This is a genomic window from Marivirga lumbricoides, assembly GCF_014636295.1.
GTDB lineage: Bacteria > Bacteroidota > Bacteroidia > Cytophagales > Cyclobacteriaceae > Marivirga > Marivirga lumbricoides.
Genome location: NZ_BMEC01000002.1, coordinates 278,401 through 294,469 on the forward strand (window position 1 = coordinate 278,401; position 16,069 = coordinate 294,469).

At 36.4% G+C, this 16,069-nt stretch carries 15 protein-coding genes; 7 read left to right on the top strand and 8 right to left on the bottom strand.

Translation table 11 applies throughout. The features are described 5' to 3' along the window. The 3 genes from IEV85_RS03905 to IEV85_RS03915 form a co-directional block, all read right to left on the bottom strand. Nucleotides 1-2,367 (bottom strand): TonB-dependent receptor domain-containing protein, encoded by a 2,367-nt coding sequence (locus tag IEV85_RS03905; protein ID WP_188460489.1) that lies wholly within the window; start codon nt 2,365-2,367, stop codon nt 1-3. A 239-nt stretch (nt 2,368-2,606) separates the two neighbouring features. After that, nucleotides 2,607-3,032 (bottom strand): RidA family protein, encoded by a 426-nt coding sequence (locus tag IEV85_RS03910; RefSeq protein WP_188460490.1) that lies wholly within the window; start codon nt 3,030-3,032, stop codon nt 2,607-2,609. Next, nucleotides 3,025-3,594: a DinB family protein gene (locus IEV85_RS03915; protein ID WP_188460491.1), complete on the bottom strand. Its 570-nt coding sequence runs from the start codon at nt 3,592-3,594 to the stop codon at nt 3,025-3,027. Before IEV85_RS03915 ends, IEV85_RS03910 begins: the two co-directional genes overlap by 8 nt. Before the next feature lie 196 nt (nt 3,595-3,790). On the opposite strand from IEV85_RS03915, the gene IEV85_RS25040 reads away from it, so the two are divergent. After that, on the top strand, nt 3,791-3,922 hold the full coding sequence (locus tag IEV85_RS25040; protein ID WP_262892131.1) for a hypothetical protein: 132 nt from the start codon (nt 3,791-3,793) through the stop codon (nt 3,920-3,922). Between the two features lie 207 nt (nt 3,923-4,129). Here IEV85_RS25040 and IEV85_RS03920 read toward each other — a convergent pair whose 3' ends face one another. After that, nucleotides 4,130-5,419 (bottom strand): aminopeptidase P family protein, encoded by a 1,290-nt coding sequence (locus IEV85_RS03920; RefSeq protein WP_188460492.1) that lies wholly within the window; start codon nt 5,417-5,419, stop codon nt 4,130-4,132. 67 nt (nt 5,420-5,486) lie between these two features. Between IEV85_RS03920 and IEV85_RS03925 the strand changes: the two genes are divergently transcribed. After that, entirely contained in the window at nt 5,487-6,983 is a 1,497-nt protein-coding gene (locus IEV85_RS03925; protein WP_188460493.1) for a S8 family serine peptidase, read from the top strand. A gap of 20 nt (nt 6,984-7,003) precedes the next feature. Here IEV85_RS03925 and IEV85_RS03930 read toward each other — a convergent pair whose 3' ends face one another. Then, the gene (locus tag IEV85_RS03930) at nt 7,004-8,137 is read right to left on the bottom strand and encodes a glycosyltransferase family 4 protein (RefSeq protein WP_188460494.1); all 1,134 of its coding nucleotides are present in this window, start codon (nt 8,135-8,137) and stop codon (nt 7,004-7,006) included. A 103-nt stretch (nt 8,138-8,240) separates the two neighbouring features. Between IEV85_RS03930 and IEV85_RS03935 the strand changes: the two genes are divergently transcribed. The 5 genes from IEV85_RS03935 (at nt 8,241) to IEV85_RS03955 (ending at nt 13,679) form a co-directional block, all read left to right on the top strand. Then, the gene (locus tag IEV85_RS03935; protein ID WP_188460495.1) at nt 8,241-9,470 is read left to right on the top strand and encodes a M16 family metallopeptidase; all 1,230 of its coding nucleotides are present in this window, start codon (nt 8,241-8,243) and stop codon (nt 9,468-9,470) included. Nucleotides 9,471-9,499: 29 nt separating this feature from the next. Next, on the top strand, nt 9,500-10,144 hold the full coding sequence (locus IEV85_RS03940; RefSeq protein ID WP_188460496.1) for an O-methyltransferase: 645 nt from the start codon (nt 9,500-9,502) through the stop codon (nt 10,142-10,144). Next, entirely contained in the window at nt 10,141-12,129 is a 1,989-nt protein-coding gene (locus IEV85_RS03945) for a LysM peptidoglycan-binding domain-containing protein (protein WP_188460497.1), read from the top strand. The genes IEV85_RS03940 and IEV85_RS03945 overlap by 4 nt, the downstream gene beginning before the upstream one ends. Before the next feature lie 167 nt (nt 12,130-12,296). Then, nucleotides 12,297-12,713: a response regulator gene (locus IEV85_RS03950; protein WP_188460498.1), complete on the top strand. Its 417-nt coding sequence runs from the start codon at nt 12,297-12,299 to the stop codon at nt 12,711-12,713. A 36-nt stretch (nt 12,714-12,749) separates the two neighbouring features. Further along, on the top strand, nt 12,750-13,679 hold the full coding sequence (locus IEV85_RS03955; protein WP_188460499.1) for a DUF3078 domain-containing protein: 930 nt from the start codon (nt 12,750-12,752) through the stop codon (nt 13,677-13,679). A gap of 80 nt (nt 13,680-13,759) precedes the next feature. Here IEV85_RS03955 and IEV85_RS03960 read toward each other — a convergent pair whose 3' ends face one another. The 3 genes from IEV85_RS03960 to IEV85_RS03970 all read right to left on the bottom strand — a co-directional run bounded on the left by IEV85_RS03960 (nt 13,760) and on the right by IEV85_RS03970 (nt 15,990). After that, complete coding sequence (locus IEV85_RS03960) at nt 13,760-14,140, bottom strand: hypothetical protein (protein WP_188460500.1); 381 nt, start codon at nt 14,138-14,140, stop codon at nt 13,760-13,762. Between the two features lie 233 nt (nt 14,141-14,373). Continuing rightward, nucleotides 14,374-15,483: a DNA polymerase III subunit gamma/tau gene (dnaX, locus tag IEV85_RS03965; protein ID WP_188460501.1), complete on the bottom strand. Its 1,110-nt coding sequence runs from the start codon at nt 15,481-15,483 to the stop codon at nt 14,374-14,376. 87 nt (nt 15,484-15,570) lie between these two features. Then, the gene (locus IEV85_RS03970; protein WP_188460502.1) at nt 15,571-15,990 is read right to left on the bottom strand and encodes a 6-pyruvoyl trahydropterin synthase family protein; all 420 of its coding nucleotides are present in this window, start codon (nt 15,988-15,990) and stop codon (nt 15,571-15,573) included. Nucleotides 15,991-16,069 lie beyond the last annotated feature (79 nt).

Consider the following 16,069-nt stretch of genomic DNA (forward strand, 5'->3'; position numbering starts at 1 on the left):
TCACATATCCTGGTTAAAAGTATAGGAAGCAGTTAACAAAACTATCTGTGTTTCCCTGTTATATTCATAAGTCTGAGAAAAATTCTCTCCATAGTTTTCTCCTGCGTAATTTCTGGTATCAAAAACATCCCTAAAGCTGGCACTTACGGAAACCTGCTTATCCCAAAAATATCTTTGTAAACTGGCATCTAAATAATAGCGGGCTAAATCCCTTCCTTGCGCTTCTATTTCCGGTGCAAAATAATTACCCGTAAGCTGCAGGTTTAAACTCAGCGGCAGGCTCACATCAGTCGTTACCTTTGCATACCATGACACCCCACTATTGGTAAAACTATTATCCAGGTTAGTACCATCAATTCTAGATTCAAAAATAGAGTAGCTGGCATTTACATTCCACCAATCGGTAACCTGAGTAGTATTAATTAATTCCACACCATAAAAATTAGCGGTATTGAGGTTTTGCGGACCGCGGTAAGAAATCCCATCTTCAACTCTAACAATCCAATCCACCTGACCATCAATTCTTCTATAGAAAGCATTAGTAGTTAAAGTAAACCCTCCACTTTGGTACATGTGCCCCAGTTCAAAGGAGTTAATATACTCGGGTTGCAGATTAGGCTCTCCTACCCTAACATTTAAGGAATCTGCAAAATCAGGGAAGGGGTTTAATCTCCACGCATTAGGGCGGTCAATTCTTCGGGAGTAAGTAGTCTTGAAAGTATTTTTATCGTTTAAAAAGTAGGCCAGCTGAACACTAGGGAAGAAATTAAGGTATTGTTGCTCATTATTTAAGTCCTCAGGTGAGACCAAAGAAGTGTTCACATTAGAAAGTTCATTTTGCAGAATGGTTTGCTCTGCCCTCAACCCTACGGCATAGTTAAATTTGCTAAGGCTATCAGAATAGATTGCATAAAGTGCATGGATTTGATCCTGATATAAAAAGCTATTACTTATGCTGTCATAAGGAGTAATTTCTCCACTTGCGCCATCAACTAATCCATAGATATAGTCATTATCAAATTTTCTGAATATCGACTTATAACCTGCTTCCAGTAATCCACTTAAAACCGGAGTGGCGTAGTCAGCCTGAAGAACAGAAGTATTTCTAAATTCGTCAGTTGTACTTCCTTCTCTCCTATCAGGGTCTCCTTCAGTTAATAGTGTATTATTATAAATGGAAATATCCTGATTCTCCGTTTGATCTCTAATGGAAATACTTGCCGATGCCCTAAAGAACTTATCTTCATCATCAAAATCCCTCTCGTATATCAAAGCATTATCATAAGTAGCGTTTTCCTCTGTCTCACTATTATCTCTAACATATGAAGTCAAAATCTCCTCTGTATCCAAATTTTGAATAAAAGCACTGCTAGATTGAAAATCATCTTCATCTTCTGTGTTGAATACCCCCTCTATACTAAGTTTATTCTGACCCCAGAAGTAATCTCCACCGTAATTAATGGTATTTTCCAGGTCTTCATTTGTGCTATTTTGTTCTTGTCTGAGTAATTCATTATCACCATCAAATGAACTCCTTCTCTCAGTCACTCCCCGGCCTACCCTTGGCCATTTCCTAAAGCTGTAACCTCCGTACACCGCATACTTTGTAGTTCTTTGGGAAAGATTTACGCTGGCATTGGTTCGCATACGTGTACCCATCGTAAGTTCAGCCCTGGCATTAGCTCCTATCTCTTCTCCTCTTTTTAATTTAATATTGATTACGCCTCCGTCTGATGAAGCATCATACTTTGCGTTAGGGTTGTTGATAATCTCGACACTTTCAATAGCACTGGCAGGAATTTGCTCCAGATCTGAAGCCAGTGCAGAATTCCTGCCATCAATTAGAATATTAGTACTTCCGCTTCCCCGTAAAGAAACGCTACCATCATCAGAGACATTTACAGAAGGTGTATTTCTTAAAATATCCAATAAACTCCCACCTACATTTGCAATGGTCTGGTCAGGATCTATCTCCATTCCTTCCATAGTTGCCAATACAGGCCTCTTTATTTCATTGCCTTCCACCTTTACTTCTTTCATTACCTCGGCTTTTACGGGAATTGCAATTTCCCCTAAATCTTTTCCTCGCTTACCAATTTTCACCTCCTGAGAATAATCCTCATATCCTATAAAAGTAACTACATAACGGTATTTGCCGGGCTCTAGCCCCACTTCAAAAGCACCATTTCCATCGGTAGTGCTACCAGTCACTATTTTGTCAGACCCTGATTTATAAAATGCGACTTGTGCATAAGGAAGTACTTTACCCGAATCTGCACTTAATACAGTACCACTTACTGTGACTGACTGAGACAAAGCTTGAAATGAGTTTAAAAAGATCAGACTTACTAGTATAAGATTTTTCATTTGTTTTACATTTAATGTACATACATGAAACTTCCCGGGCATACTGAGTCAGCAGTATACAATCACGTTACTTCCTATTATACCAACTTAAATAGCGATAAGTGAGCAGGAAAATTTACATAAAGAGCCATTGAAAGCCGTTTAAAGAATAGACTCACTTTAAAATAATGGCTTTGAGTTAGGCTACATTTTATGTAACTCAATAGAAATCTAAATGTTTAATTTTAGAGAAGTAATAATCAGTTAATCAGCGCTATACATTTTAATTCGATAGCAATTGGGGTGGGTAATGCATTTACTTCCACTGTGGTACGACAAGGCTGAATTTCACTAAAATACTGGGCGTAAATTTTATTAAACGTGGCAAAATCAGCTTTCATATTGGTAAGAAAAACTGTTACATCCACTAACTGAGACCAATCGCTCCCTGTATCTTGCAAGATGGTTCTTACATTTTGAAATACGGCATGACACTGTGTTTCAATATCATATGATTCAATTTCTCCAGCTTCGTTCAAAGTGACCCCGGGAATATCCTTACCGTCCTTTTTGCGGGGCCCAACTCCTGAAAGAAAGAGTAAGTTACCCACTTTTCTGGCGTGTGGATATAAACCTACCGGCCGGGGAGCATTTTCTGAATTTCGTATGCTATCAATATTATCCATTTTTTACTATCAATTCTTGTTGCAAGTTTTTAACATTCTTCGCCTGATTTAAATGCCTTTTAGTATGGCGCATCATAATATAGAACTGCTCACCAATATTAAATCTGAGTAACTTACTTAAAGGACTAAAAGTATAAATATTCGAATGGTCGTAGCCACAAGCTCGGTCAGCTGAAGAAATAATCTGCTGCTGTAGCTCTATGAAATCCCGCACAGTTGCCTTACCATTCTCCACACTATTCTTTTCTATAGGCTTAAAAATTTTAGGGGCTGGTACTTTAAACTTATATTTAGGATCAACAAAAAACAGGAAGACACGGCCGGTAAGAGAGAATTTTATAGGGTGTTCTATAGTTCTTACTTCAGCTTTCTTCAGTTTATTCTCAATATCATTAAGATATAACTTGTTGGCAATCAGCATGTGTTTTAAACATTCAGCAACGGACCACCTGTCCGGCTGCGGCTTCCATACTAACTCCTCTTCAGAAAGCTCCAGTAGTTCATTTTTAGTAAACTGCTGGATTTCCTTTAAATCTTTAATGACATCTTTTAACCAAATCATATTTTCATATCGAAATTTGAATAAAAAAGTTTTGATCAATTTTAAGGTAAAAGCGATTTACATCAAAATTCAACAATTTTTAAATTACTCAACAATTACAATTCTACAATTCAATATATTCTTTTTACTTGATTTCCAATTGGGTGACATTAAACACTCCTTGCAAAATATTTCGTAATTTCATTAAAAAGTATCTATGACTTTATCATTAATTTCTATCACAATTGATAAATATTTCGGATTTCAATCAAGACTTAATAGCCGCACCAAGAAAAAATTAATTAATAAGTTAAGTGAGTCTATTACTAAAAAGGATGAGAAAAAGTAGTTAATCTTAATGAGGTAAATGGAACCTGGATAGACACACAAGATTCGGACGAAATTATTGTAGAAATCAGAAACTCAAGAGTTGAGAAAGAATTTCTAACCTCAGTTTTAAAGGCTGTGTCAAAAAATATAAATAAGCAATCAATTGTTAATTAATTGATCTATAAAAAAAGAGACCACCCTATACGTAGGTAGTCTCTTTTACTTTCTAGCTATTCATAATATCCTCAATTTCATCCACTTCGATAGGAATATCTCCCATCAGGTCGTTCAGTCCATTTTTGGTAATAACTAAGTCATTCTCCAGCCTGATACCAATGCCTTCATTTAAGATGTAAATGCCAGGCTCTACAGTGAATACCATTCCTTCTTCCATCTTTCTGTAAACGTTCCCAACATCATGAACATCCAAACCAATATGGTGAGAAGTTCCATGCATGAAATACTTTTTGTAAGCAGGGTTTTTAGGATCCTGATTTTTTACATCAGTTTTGTCTAATAAGCCTAAACCTATTAATTCGCTTTCCATTATTTTGCCTACCTCTTTGTGGTACTCGGCAATAACATTTCCAGGTTTAAGCATTTTCATTGATTCACGCTGCACTCGCAAAACCGCATTATAAACTGCTTTTTGTCTTTCGGTAAATTTTCCATTTACCGGAATTGTACGTGTCATGTCAGCATTATAATTTCCGTACTCTGCCCCTACATCCATCAAAATGAGATCACCATCCTTGCAGGCTTTGCTATTGTCGATATAATGCAACACACACGCATTAGCTCCTGAAGCCACAATTGGCGTGTAAGCAAATCCTTTTGAGCCTTTTCTTACAAATTCATGAAGGTATTCTGCCTCTATTTCGTACTCCATTCTACCAGGTTTGGTAAATTTAAGTACTCTGTGAAATGCATCTCTGGTAATATTGCAGGCAATCTGCATTTGCTTTATCTCTTCATCAGATTTGATAGCTCTTAAATGATGCATGATAGGAGCTGCTTTTCTGTATTGATGAGCCGGGTACTCTGCTTTACACCATTTAATGAAACGTGCATTCCTGGTTTCAACCTCAGAGGCCGCACGGATGTGCTCATTAGTATTGATAAAAACAGTTTCAGCTTCTGCCATTAAAGTATTAAACACCACCGGAAACTCAGATAACCACATGATATTTTGAATACCCGAAGCCGCTGTGGCTTCTTCTTTAGTATATTTATGTCCTTCCCAAATAGCAATATGCTCGTTAGTTTCTTTCAGGAAAAGGATTTCCCTCCAGGCATCATTAGCAAAATCAGGAAATAAAACAAGAATACTTTCTTCCTGATCAATTCCCGACAAGTAAAACAGATCGCTGTTTTGTCTGAAAGTCATTGTGCCGTCAGCATTGGTTGGCATAATATCGTTAGAATTAAAAACAGCTAAAGATTTAGCAGGTAAATGCTGGTTGAAATTTTTCCTGTTGTTGATGTACAATGATTTGTCTAATGGGTTATACCTCATAATTTAACTTTTAGATTTAAATTTGTGTTGCCTTACTTCTAAATCAGGCAAAATTAATTCGATTCAGATGCAAAACACTTTCATTTTTAAGATTTGGGTAAATATACTATTTCTACTACTATTTTCATGTGCATCCTTTGCCCAAAATAAATATTGGGTCCACTTTTCTGAAGATGATGGTAACTCTGACATGGAAAGTTTTTATCCTCTTCCTTCAGAATGGCATCAATTTGTTGAAGCCGAGCATTTAACTATTCACTATCGTTCAAAATGGTTTAACTCACTTTCAGTTACTTTAGAAGAACAGCTTATTGATAAGGTAATCTCATTTCCGTTTGTGAAGTCTGTTGAAATAGTGAAAGAACTGGCAATACATTCTATGGAGGTTGACAGGGCTAAGCAAAGCAAGGAGTTGGGTTATGCATTGGAACAAATAAATGCTTCCTACCTTACAGATAGCCTGAAATTGAATGGTAAAGGTGTTAAAATTGGAGTAGTAGATGGAGGGTTTATGAAAGCTAATGAAAATGAAGCACTTAAAACAATGGCTAATAAAAAACAAATAAGGTATTTCAAGGACTACCTTCTTCCTGAAAATACTGATCCCTATTATGGTAAATGGTTTTCGCATGATAATCATGGAACCCAGGTACTGGAAATGATTGCCGGGTATGACCCTGAAAATAGTTTACAACTTGGCATGGCCACTGAAGCCACTTACTACCTTGCAAGAACAGACCATGGGGTGCGGGAAAACAGATTAGAAGAGGACTATTGGCTTATGGCAATTGAAAATTTTTATGAGCAGGGAATTCGACTCGTAAACTCCTCATTGGGCTATACTGATGGTTTTGACAAGAGGAAAGAGAACCATAAAGTTAAAGAGGTAGATGGAAAAAGCAGTTTAATTACGCAAGCTGCCCAGAAAGCAGCAGAAAAAGGAATGCTCATAGTACTTGCTGCTGGCAATGATGGAGATGGAAAATGGAAAACATTATCATTACCTGCTGATGCTAATGATGTGCTAACTGTTGGTGCCACAAGATTTGATACATGGTCAAAAGTATATTACAGTTCCATTGGACCTGAAGTTGTAAGCTTCACAAAGCCAGACATATCCTGCTTTGCCTCTAACGGAACTTCTTTTTCCGCTCCGATAATTACTGGTTTAGCAGCGTGCATCTGGCAGTATGACAGCACCTTAACTAATTATGAGGTAATGGATATTATAAAGAAGTCAGGGCATTTGGCAGAAGCACCCAATAATTATCTCGGACATGGAGTGCCTAATGCTGAAGAAGTTGCTATGTTGCTAAAAGGTAATGAACTGACTAGAAAGCTGGTAAGCGTTCAGCAAAAATCGAACACCTTCACTGTGGAAAATGACGAAATATCTGAACTAGTCGTTTTCCATAAAAAAGATAAAAAAAGTGTCATTTTACAGGAAATTATCGAAATGCAGGAAAGTCAACCCGTTATTACGATTACAAGAAAAGAGGAAGCTCAGTTTACCACTGTTGTGAGTAGAAATAAACTATTGATAGAAATAGAATGGGTCGATTGAGTTAGCTAAATACCTCTGTTTTACAACTCGTAGACCCTTCTCATCTGTTGAGCAATATTTCCAGGTGAGAACTTTTCCAAATGAGTTTCAACACCTTTTAGCATATTATCGGCCATCGCTTTTTCCGAAACCAACTTTAACATCTGTTCCGAAAGCTCCTCATGGTTTTTAGGATCAGCATATAAGGCATGCTTTCCGCCTGCTTCTTCCAGACTTGAACCTTTTCCTGACACAACTGGTGTGCGCATCATTAAAGATTCTAACACAGGAATTCCAAAACCTTCAAAAGAAGAAGGATACACAGAAGCTAGTGCCCCTTTATACAGAAATGGTAAATTTTTGAAAGGTACCTGATTAAGAATCCTCACATTTCCATCCAATTGCAATTCTTTTACAGCATTTTCTACCTTCTTCTGGTAATCCGTTTTTCTTCCTACAATCAGCAAAAGTAAATCATCATCTACCTTTTCAAGCACTAACTTAAATGCCCTCACTAAATCTTCTGCATTTTTTCTCTCTTCAATGGATCCTACATACAAAAAGTAAGGCTGCATCAGATTATATTGTTCTAGCAGATAAACCATTCGCTGAGATTTTATATCCTGTGTATACAGCGGGTGCACTCCCTGGTATACCACATGGATTTTATTAGCATCTGTACCAAAAAATTCAATAATATCACTCTTGGTTTGTTCACTTACTGCAATAATTTGATCTGCTCTTTCGCAAGCTGATTTGAACTTCTTTTTATAGATCATCCTGTCAATTGCAGGATAAAAATCAGGATAACGTAGAAATATCAGGTCATGTATAGTAACCACCTTTTTAATACCTTTACCTAAGCCGGAAGGGAGTTCATTACTTAAGCCGTGAAAAACATCTGCCCCGGCATTACCTGCCAGCTTACCTATTTTAGAGGATCTCCATGAACTTTGCAAGCTACCGACTTTCCAAATTCCTGAAGGTAGTTTCACTTTGTCTTTATGAAGTTTTAAAAAAGTTTCCGCATCAGTATGCTCTGCTATTTTAGGAGTAAACAGCAGGTGTTCATCTTCTTTAAAAGTTTGGGTCAGTGCATTAATAATAAAGCGGCTGTAGTTACCCAGCCCGGTAAAATTATTGAAAGCACGTTTGGCATCAAAAGCTATTTTCATAGTTCGAAGTTAAAAAACAAAAGTAATTAATTAATGATACATCGATCAAGATTAAGTTAAAAACAAAGATAATTTGTAGTTTTGCATCACAAGAGGGGATTGAATGAAAGCATATCAAATTCAAACATTAGATAACGGAATTAGGGTAATCCATCAACCTGTTAATAACTCAAAAATCATTCACTGTGGCTTTGTTTTGGACATTGGAAGTCGGGATGAAAAACCGCACCAGGTAGGTATTGCCCACTTTTGGGAGCACATGGCCTTTAAGGGTACTCGTAAAAGAAAAGCTTTTCATATCCTGAACAGATTGGATGCTGTAGGTGGTGAACTCAATGCCTACACAACAAAGGAAAAAATTTTCTTCCATGCTTCAGTGCTTGATCAGTATGTAGAAAAAGCTTTCGATCTGCTTGTTGATATCACTTTTGAATCAATTTTTCCTGAAAAACAAATAGAGAAAGAGCGACAGGTTATTCTGGAAGAAATGTCGATGTATTACGATTCCCCGGAAGATGCTATTCAGGATCAGTTTGATGAGGTCATTTTTAAAGATCATCCTTTAGGAAACAATATTTTAGGCGATCAGGAAAGTCTGAAGAAATTCAAAAGATCAGATTTTATCGATTTCCTGCAGGAAAATTTAGATACCAGCAGGATCGTTTTCTCCATTGTGGGCGATTTATCAGAAAATAAGCTCAATCGTTTAATTAATAAATACCTGAAACCCATTCCTGCTCAAAAAAGAAGCAGAACCAGGGTTCCGTTTAGTGAATATAAGCCTCAACAATTACACGTAAAAAGAGAGGTTACACAGGCTCAATGTGCTATTGGCACCACTGCCTATCCTATCCACCACCCAAAAAGGTTACCTTTTTTTATGCTGGTAAATATTTTAGGAGGACCGGGCATGAATACCCGTTTAAATATGGCTTTAAGGGAGAAGTATGGTTTTGTATATGCTATTGATGCGGGCTACCATCCTTTTTCTGACACAGCACTTTTCAGTATATTTTTCGGTACTGATTCCAATCAGTTAAATAAAAGTATCCGGTTGGTGAAAAAAGAACTTAAGAAACTTCAGGATATCAGGTTAGGCACATTGCAGTTACATGTTGCCAAAGAGCAATTAATGGGACAGTTGGCAATGGCGGAAGAAAACAATATGAGTTTTATGCTCATGCTTGGAAGAAGTTTGCTTGATAAAGATAAAATAGAATCACTGGATGAACTATTTGATCAAATAAGAAATATTGAGGCAGGGGATTTGCAGGAAGTTGCCAATGAAATATGGCCTGAAGAAAGACTGAGCCTTTTAACCTATCAATCATAATATAGCCTTATAATTAAAACTAATAGTAAATGGAATTTCTCGATCCTGATTTAGAAAAATATGTAGCTGATCACACAGAGCCAGAGAACTCTCTGCTTCATCAAATAAATAGAGAAACCCACACACAGGTATTAAAACCCCGCATGCTAAGCGGACATTTGCAGGGCAGGGTGCTTTCGGTGCTTTCACATATGATAAAACCCAAATACATTCTGGAAATTGGCACCTATACGGGCTACTCTGCACTTTGTATGGCTGAAGGGATGCAGGAAGAAGGAAAGTTAATTACAATAGATAAAAATGAAGAGCTTGCGGAGAGAGTTCACAATTATTTTAAAGCTTCAGACTTTTCTGAACAGATAGAATTCAAAAATGGAAATGCCCTGGATATAATCCCTGAATTAAATTACCCCTGGGATATGGTTTTTATTGATGCAGATAAAGCCAATTATATCAACTATTATAAGCTTATAGTTGATAAGCTTAAAAAAGGAAGCTATATTTTGATTGACAATGTGCTTTGGAGTGGAAAAGTGCTGGAGAAAAATAGAAAAAAGCTAGATAAAGATACCGATAAGATACTAGAATTCAATCGTTTCGTTCATGAAGATGGAAGAGTTCAGAATGTACTATTCCCCATCAGAGATGGATTAATGATTTTAAGGAAAAAATGAGAAAAATCAGTTTTTTATTCATAACTGCCTGTATAGCTATTCAACTACAGGCACAGCAGGTACCCTCTCGCTTAGAGTTTGCCGATATGGAGCTAAAATTAACAGATGATGCCATTCGTGATATTCAGGCTGATGTTGATGCAATGACAAGAAGTGCAACCTATTTTCAGAAAAAATTGCAAAGAGTTGACATGTACATGCCTATTATCGAAAGAATTTTTGCTGAAGAAGGTCTTCCTGATGATTTTAAATACCTTGTAATTCAGGAAAGCGCACTGATATCCGATGCTGTATCCAGCAGTAATGCTGTCGGGTTTTGGCAATTTAAGGAAATTTCAGGACTTGAAAATGGCTTAAGAATCGATAGGGTAATTGACGAAAGGATGAATATCGTTTCGTCAACCCGTGCAGCAGCCACCTATTTAAAAAGTCACAACAAATATTTTGATAACTGGGCTTATGCTTTAATAGCTTATCAAGCCGGATTAGGAGGCGCTCAAAATTTAGTAGATGAAGGTAATTTTGGTAAAAAGAAGCTTACTATTACAAAAAACACCTACTGGTATCTAAAGAAATATTTAGCGCATAAAATAGCTTATGAACAAGCTTTAGGTACTTCAGAAGTGCAGTATTTTCTTCAGGAAAAGACTGACGCAGCAGATTTACATTTAAAAGACATTGCTTCCGAGTACAATGTAACGGTAGAACTTTTGGAAGAGTACAATAAGTGGATTAAAAGAGGTAGGGTACCAAGTGATAAAACGTATACAGTTATTATACCTTTGGAGGGAGCAGAAAATATTGCCAAATATCAGCAAAGAAACACTGCTCGTAATACCTCAAGAAACCTTCCGGGAAATATTAATATAGCAGGTCAGGATAAATTCCCAATGGTTGAAGGAGACTACAACCCTTCCGACACAAAAATACCTCATCAGGTTGAAATCAATGGTAAAAAAGGAATTTTAGCGGTGCGGGGTTATACAGTAGCTAAATTGGCAGAAGCCGGAGGGATTTCTGAAAAAAGGTTTAGGAAATATAATGACATCTCTTCGGCTCAGGGATTAAATTATGGAAACATATACTACTTGCAAAGAAAGAGGAACCGTGCTAAATTTTATTATCATACAGTAAAAGCCGGAGAAACTATGTGGGAGATCAGCCAAAAATACGCATTGAAACTGCATAAGCTTTACAGAAAAAACAGAATGGAAAGTCCTGAGCAACCAAAAGAAGGGCGTGTTTTATGGCTAAGACTGAATAGACCAGACGATATTCCCATAGAATATAAAAAAACGAGCCAACCTGCGGCTAAGCCGGAAAGCCAGATTGTTAGCGAGAAAAGTAAAACAGAGGCTATCGCTCCTGTAAAAAATGCTGAAGCTAAAGTAACTGAAAAAGCAAAAGCAGAACCTATTCAGAATAAAGTTGAGGTGGTAGATACGGTTGTTGTATCGGAAAAAGCCAGCCCTAATCTGTATGCAGAATCCACTGAGCAAGAGGCTAAGCAGGAAGAAGCAGCAGAAACATTTTTTCAGAACAAGCAGGAAGACATCAATGAGGTAGAAAATGAGGAAATGGTTGAAGAAGAAATTGAACCACGTCAGGAATTGATGATTTATGAGATAAAGAAGGGAGATACATTTTTCTCAATTGCGAACCGCTTTAATATGCGCATTAGTGACTTACTTGAATTTAACCAGCTAAACATTCGGGACACATTATCAATAGGTCAAAAAATAAGTGTAAATAAATATTCAGGGAGTATTGAGAATAACCCCTTGAATAAAGAAACACCTTCAAGCTCTACGCAAATGGCTACAAATACGCCTTCAGGAGCTATTGAGCACAAAGTACAAGCTGGAGAAACAATGTACAGTCTGGCTAAGAAATATGGAGTTTCATTAAAAGAAATAATGGAATGGAATGACAAATCTGATTATTCATTAAGTACAGGGGATGTTATCCTGATAAAAAAGAAATAATTACATTAGAAAACATTTATTCTTGGCTACATTATCTTACATTTGTACTTGCTAATCAGAAATATGTCATTTTTGGGCAATTTTAGTTTTAAATAAAAAAAAGTTTACCTATGTTTAGAGATATCTCTTAACAGTAGGTAATTAATATAGAATCAAGTAGAAATTACATGGTAACAGCTGCAAAAACTGTTGATTTAGTGATGCTTGTTGATGATAATGACACTGATAATTTCATCAGCAAGCGTATCATCGAAATAACTGAATTCGCGAAACACGTTGAAATTAAAAACTCAGGGAAAAGTGCTCTGGATTATTTAGAAGAACATAAAGAAAATCCGGATAAGCTACCGAATATCATTTTTCTTGATATTAATATGCCCATCGTTGATGGTTTTGTATTTCTATATGAATTTGAAAAATTCTCTGATACTGTTAAGGATAAATGCAAAGTAATTATCCTATCCAGTTCAGACAATAAGAGGGATATTGATAAAATTGTAAATAATGACCATGTAATTAAATTCATTACCAAGCCTCTTACTGAAAATGCTTTAAATGAAATCAGGTCTTTAGATTTACACTAATCAATCAAAAAATTAAGTGATATTTAGATTTTGTTTATGAAATTTATTTTACCAGTTATATTTCTATTTTCAATTTCATTAAACGTGGGTGCTCAAACAGACACCACCAATATAATTCCACTAGACACTATACCTGCTGATACCAGCTATTGGAACACTGAAATTAAGTTAAATCTGAATTTCTCTCAAGTTAGCCTTACCAACTGGTCCGGTGGGGGCAATAGTTCTGTTTCAATAGGCGCACTCACCAACTTTAAAGCCAACTACCAAAAAGACAAGGACGTCTGGGAAAACAGGTTGAATATGGCATATGGAGTGCTCCGACAAGGTGACGAAGATCAGCCTTTTGTAAAAACAGATGATAATATCATTTTATCAACCAAATACAGCCGAAAACTAAAAGACAATATTTTTATTTCCAGCTTAATTGATTTCCGCACTCAATTTTATAAAGGGGTAGACGTAGTTGACGGAAATGAAGTTGTAATCTCCAGATTTATGTCTCCTGGTTTCCTGCTAGCCAACATTGGTATCACGTATAGGTATAAGAAAATATTTTCAGCTACTCTTTCTCCACTCTCTTCTAAAACAACTTTTGTAGCAGATGATTCGCTTTCGGCCGCTGGTAACTATGGTGTGGATCCCGGAGAGCATTCAAGATTTCAAGGAGGTATGAACTTTACCAGTTCATTACAAACTCCTATAATGGAAAATGTCGATTTCTCAACCAACCTAAACTTATTTTCTGCTTACGAAGACCTTGCAGAAATAGATGTGAATTGGGAGACACTGCTAACCTTCAAAATAAATAAATTTTTAACCTCCAGTTTTGCCACTCAGCTGATCTATGATGAAGATGTAAAATCCAAAGAAGTGGTAGTTAATGAAGCAACAGAAGAAGTTAGACTTGTGCCGGGTGTCCAGTTTAAAAGTGTGATCAATATTGGTTTAGCGTTTACTTTTTAGGAAGTAGTACTTTTTCTTTCAAAATCTAAGATTTTAAGTGGTTCTGTTTTTTTAGCCATTAAAGCTTAAAAAACGAAGTGCTAGAAATCAGTATCTAAACCAAATTTCTCCTTTAATTTCTCAAGGGCAGGATTTTTCTTCATCATAGCCTCCAATTTTTCCTTTGGAGTGTAGGGCCGTTCAATAGCATTTTGGGCACTTACCTCATGATTTAATTGTAACTCGGCTATACCAAAAGCTCCTCTTAAATAATTAATGAGATCCGCTTTAATTTGTTCAATAGCATCTACCTCCAAGAGGTTTGTCAGCTGTATAATTATAGAGTTCCCATCAAGCTTAAAGCTGTTGGTAAGCGCATTCGCACTTAGCGCACCAATATTATTTTTCTCTTTTTCCAGAAACTCTTTTAACTGAAGCTTGATATTTTCTTCATTGAAAGTGAGCAGTTTCCGCTCTTGCACATTATTATTTTCAGCTTTATCCTGAATGAGTGCAGGTTGCTGTGTAGTAGGAGCTTCTTCCCGAAGCTCCTCTTTTATATGCTCTTTAGGTAATGTAACTTTCTTATTTGTATCTCCAGGCTTTGGAATACTAATGGTAGACCTTAATTCTTTAGTAACTTTTGCCCTATTGCCTAAACTATCTGCAATTGATTGAGCGCCTTTTTTGACATCTGATTGCTCAGTTTGTTCGCTTAGCTCACTTTTTTTTTTAAGGCTTCTGCATTGGAACGAGCCAAATCAACAGCACTGTTAATTTTTGCAAGTTTCATTAATGCCAGTTCAACATGTAAGCGCGGATTCTTACTGGTTTTATAATTCTGATCGCACTGATTAATAACATGTAAGCCTGATAACAGGAAGGAAGTAGAAACTCTAGCCGCCTGTTCTTTATACTGTTGTTTTACCTGTTCTGATACTTCCAGAAGTATTAGAGTAGACTGATCTTTGCAAACGAGTAAATCTCTAAAATGGGAAGCCAATCCTACAATAAAATTATGCCCATCAAATCCTTTTTTCAGTACCTCATCAAACAGTAATAGCGCCTGTGGTATTTTCTCTTCAACTAAAGCCTCCGTTACTTTGAAATAATAATCATAATCAAGGATATGAAGGTTATCTATAGTTGCCTGATAGGTAATTTTATTATCAGGAGAGAAAGTAACGATCAAATCGAATATGGAAAGAGCATCACGCAGGGCACCATCAGCCTTTTGAGCAATTAGATGAAGAGCAGCATCCTCAGCTTCTATTTTTTCCCTGTTGGCAATATCCAGTAGATGTCCTGAAATATCTGATACCTGAATTCTATTGAAATCATAAATTTGACATCTGGAAAGAATAGTAGGAATTACTTTGTGCTTTTCTGTTGTTGCCAGAATAAAAATTGCATAAGAAGGCGGTTCTTCCAATGTTTTAAGAAAAGCATTAAATGCCTGATTGGATAACATGTGCACCTCATCAATAATATATACCTTATATTTTCCATGCTGAGGTGGTACGCGTACCTGATCAATCAGATTTCTTACATCATCAACTGAGTTATTAGAGGCTGCATCAAGCTCATAGATGTTCATAGAAGAAGAGCCTTCCATATTGTCAACATCAAAGCCATTGATCAATCTGGCAAGAATTCTGGCACAAGTGGTTTTTCCTACCCCTCTTGGGCCACAAAATAGCAAAGCCTGGGCTAAATGATTGTTATCAATAGCATTTTTAAGTGTAGTGGTTATGTGTTTCTGACCTACTACTTCATCAAAACCTTTTGGCCTATACTTTCTGGCTGATACAACAAAATTCTCCATTACTGCAAGTTAAAAATCTCAGGATAATTTAGGTAGTAGAATTGATTTTAATCTGAAGGTTGAATTAATTTTTTTGAAGTTGCCCTCCTATTCGCCAAAATACTCCACGTAATTTCTTGGCGTTTCATAAAGTGTAAGTTTATGTAAACTCGCCCCCTTTTGCAATTCAGCTACTTTTGGTGCCAATATTTTCCAGAATTCAGAAATAATTACTTCACAACTTGCCATCTTTCCTACCAAAAATGGAACATCAAGATTCAGATTTTTATGATCTACTTTGTTGATTACATCTTCACGAATAAGTGTACTCAATTTCTTCAGATCAACTACAAAACCTGTATCAGGATCAGGAGTTCCCTTTACTGTAACAATTAATTCAAAGTTATGACCATGCCAATTCTCATTAGCACATGGGCCAAAAACTTCTTCATTCTTCTCTCTACTCCAATTGGGGTTAAAGAGCTTATGCGCTGCATTAAAATGTTCTTTACGATTAACGTAAACCATGTCAACCTTAATTTTTAGGGTGCAAATATACGTTTATTCATTTAATATAAATAGTTTTGTCCTAATAGCTTAAAATAAA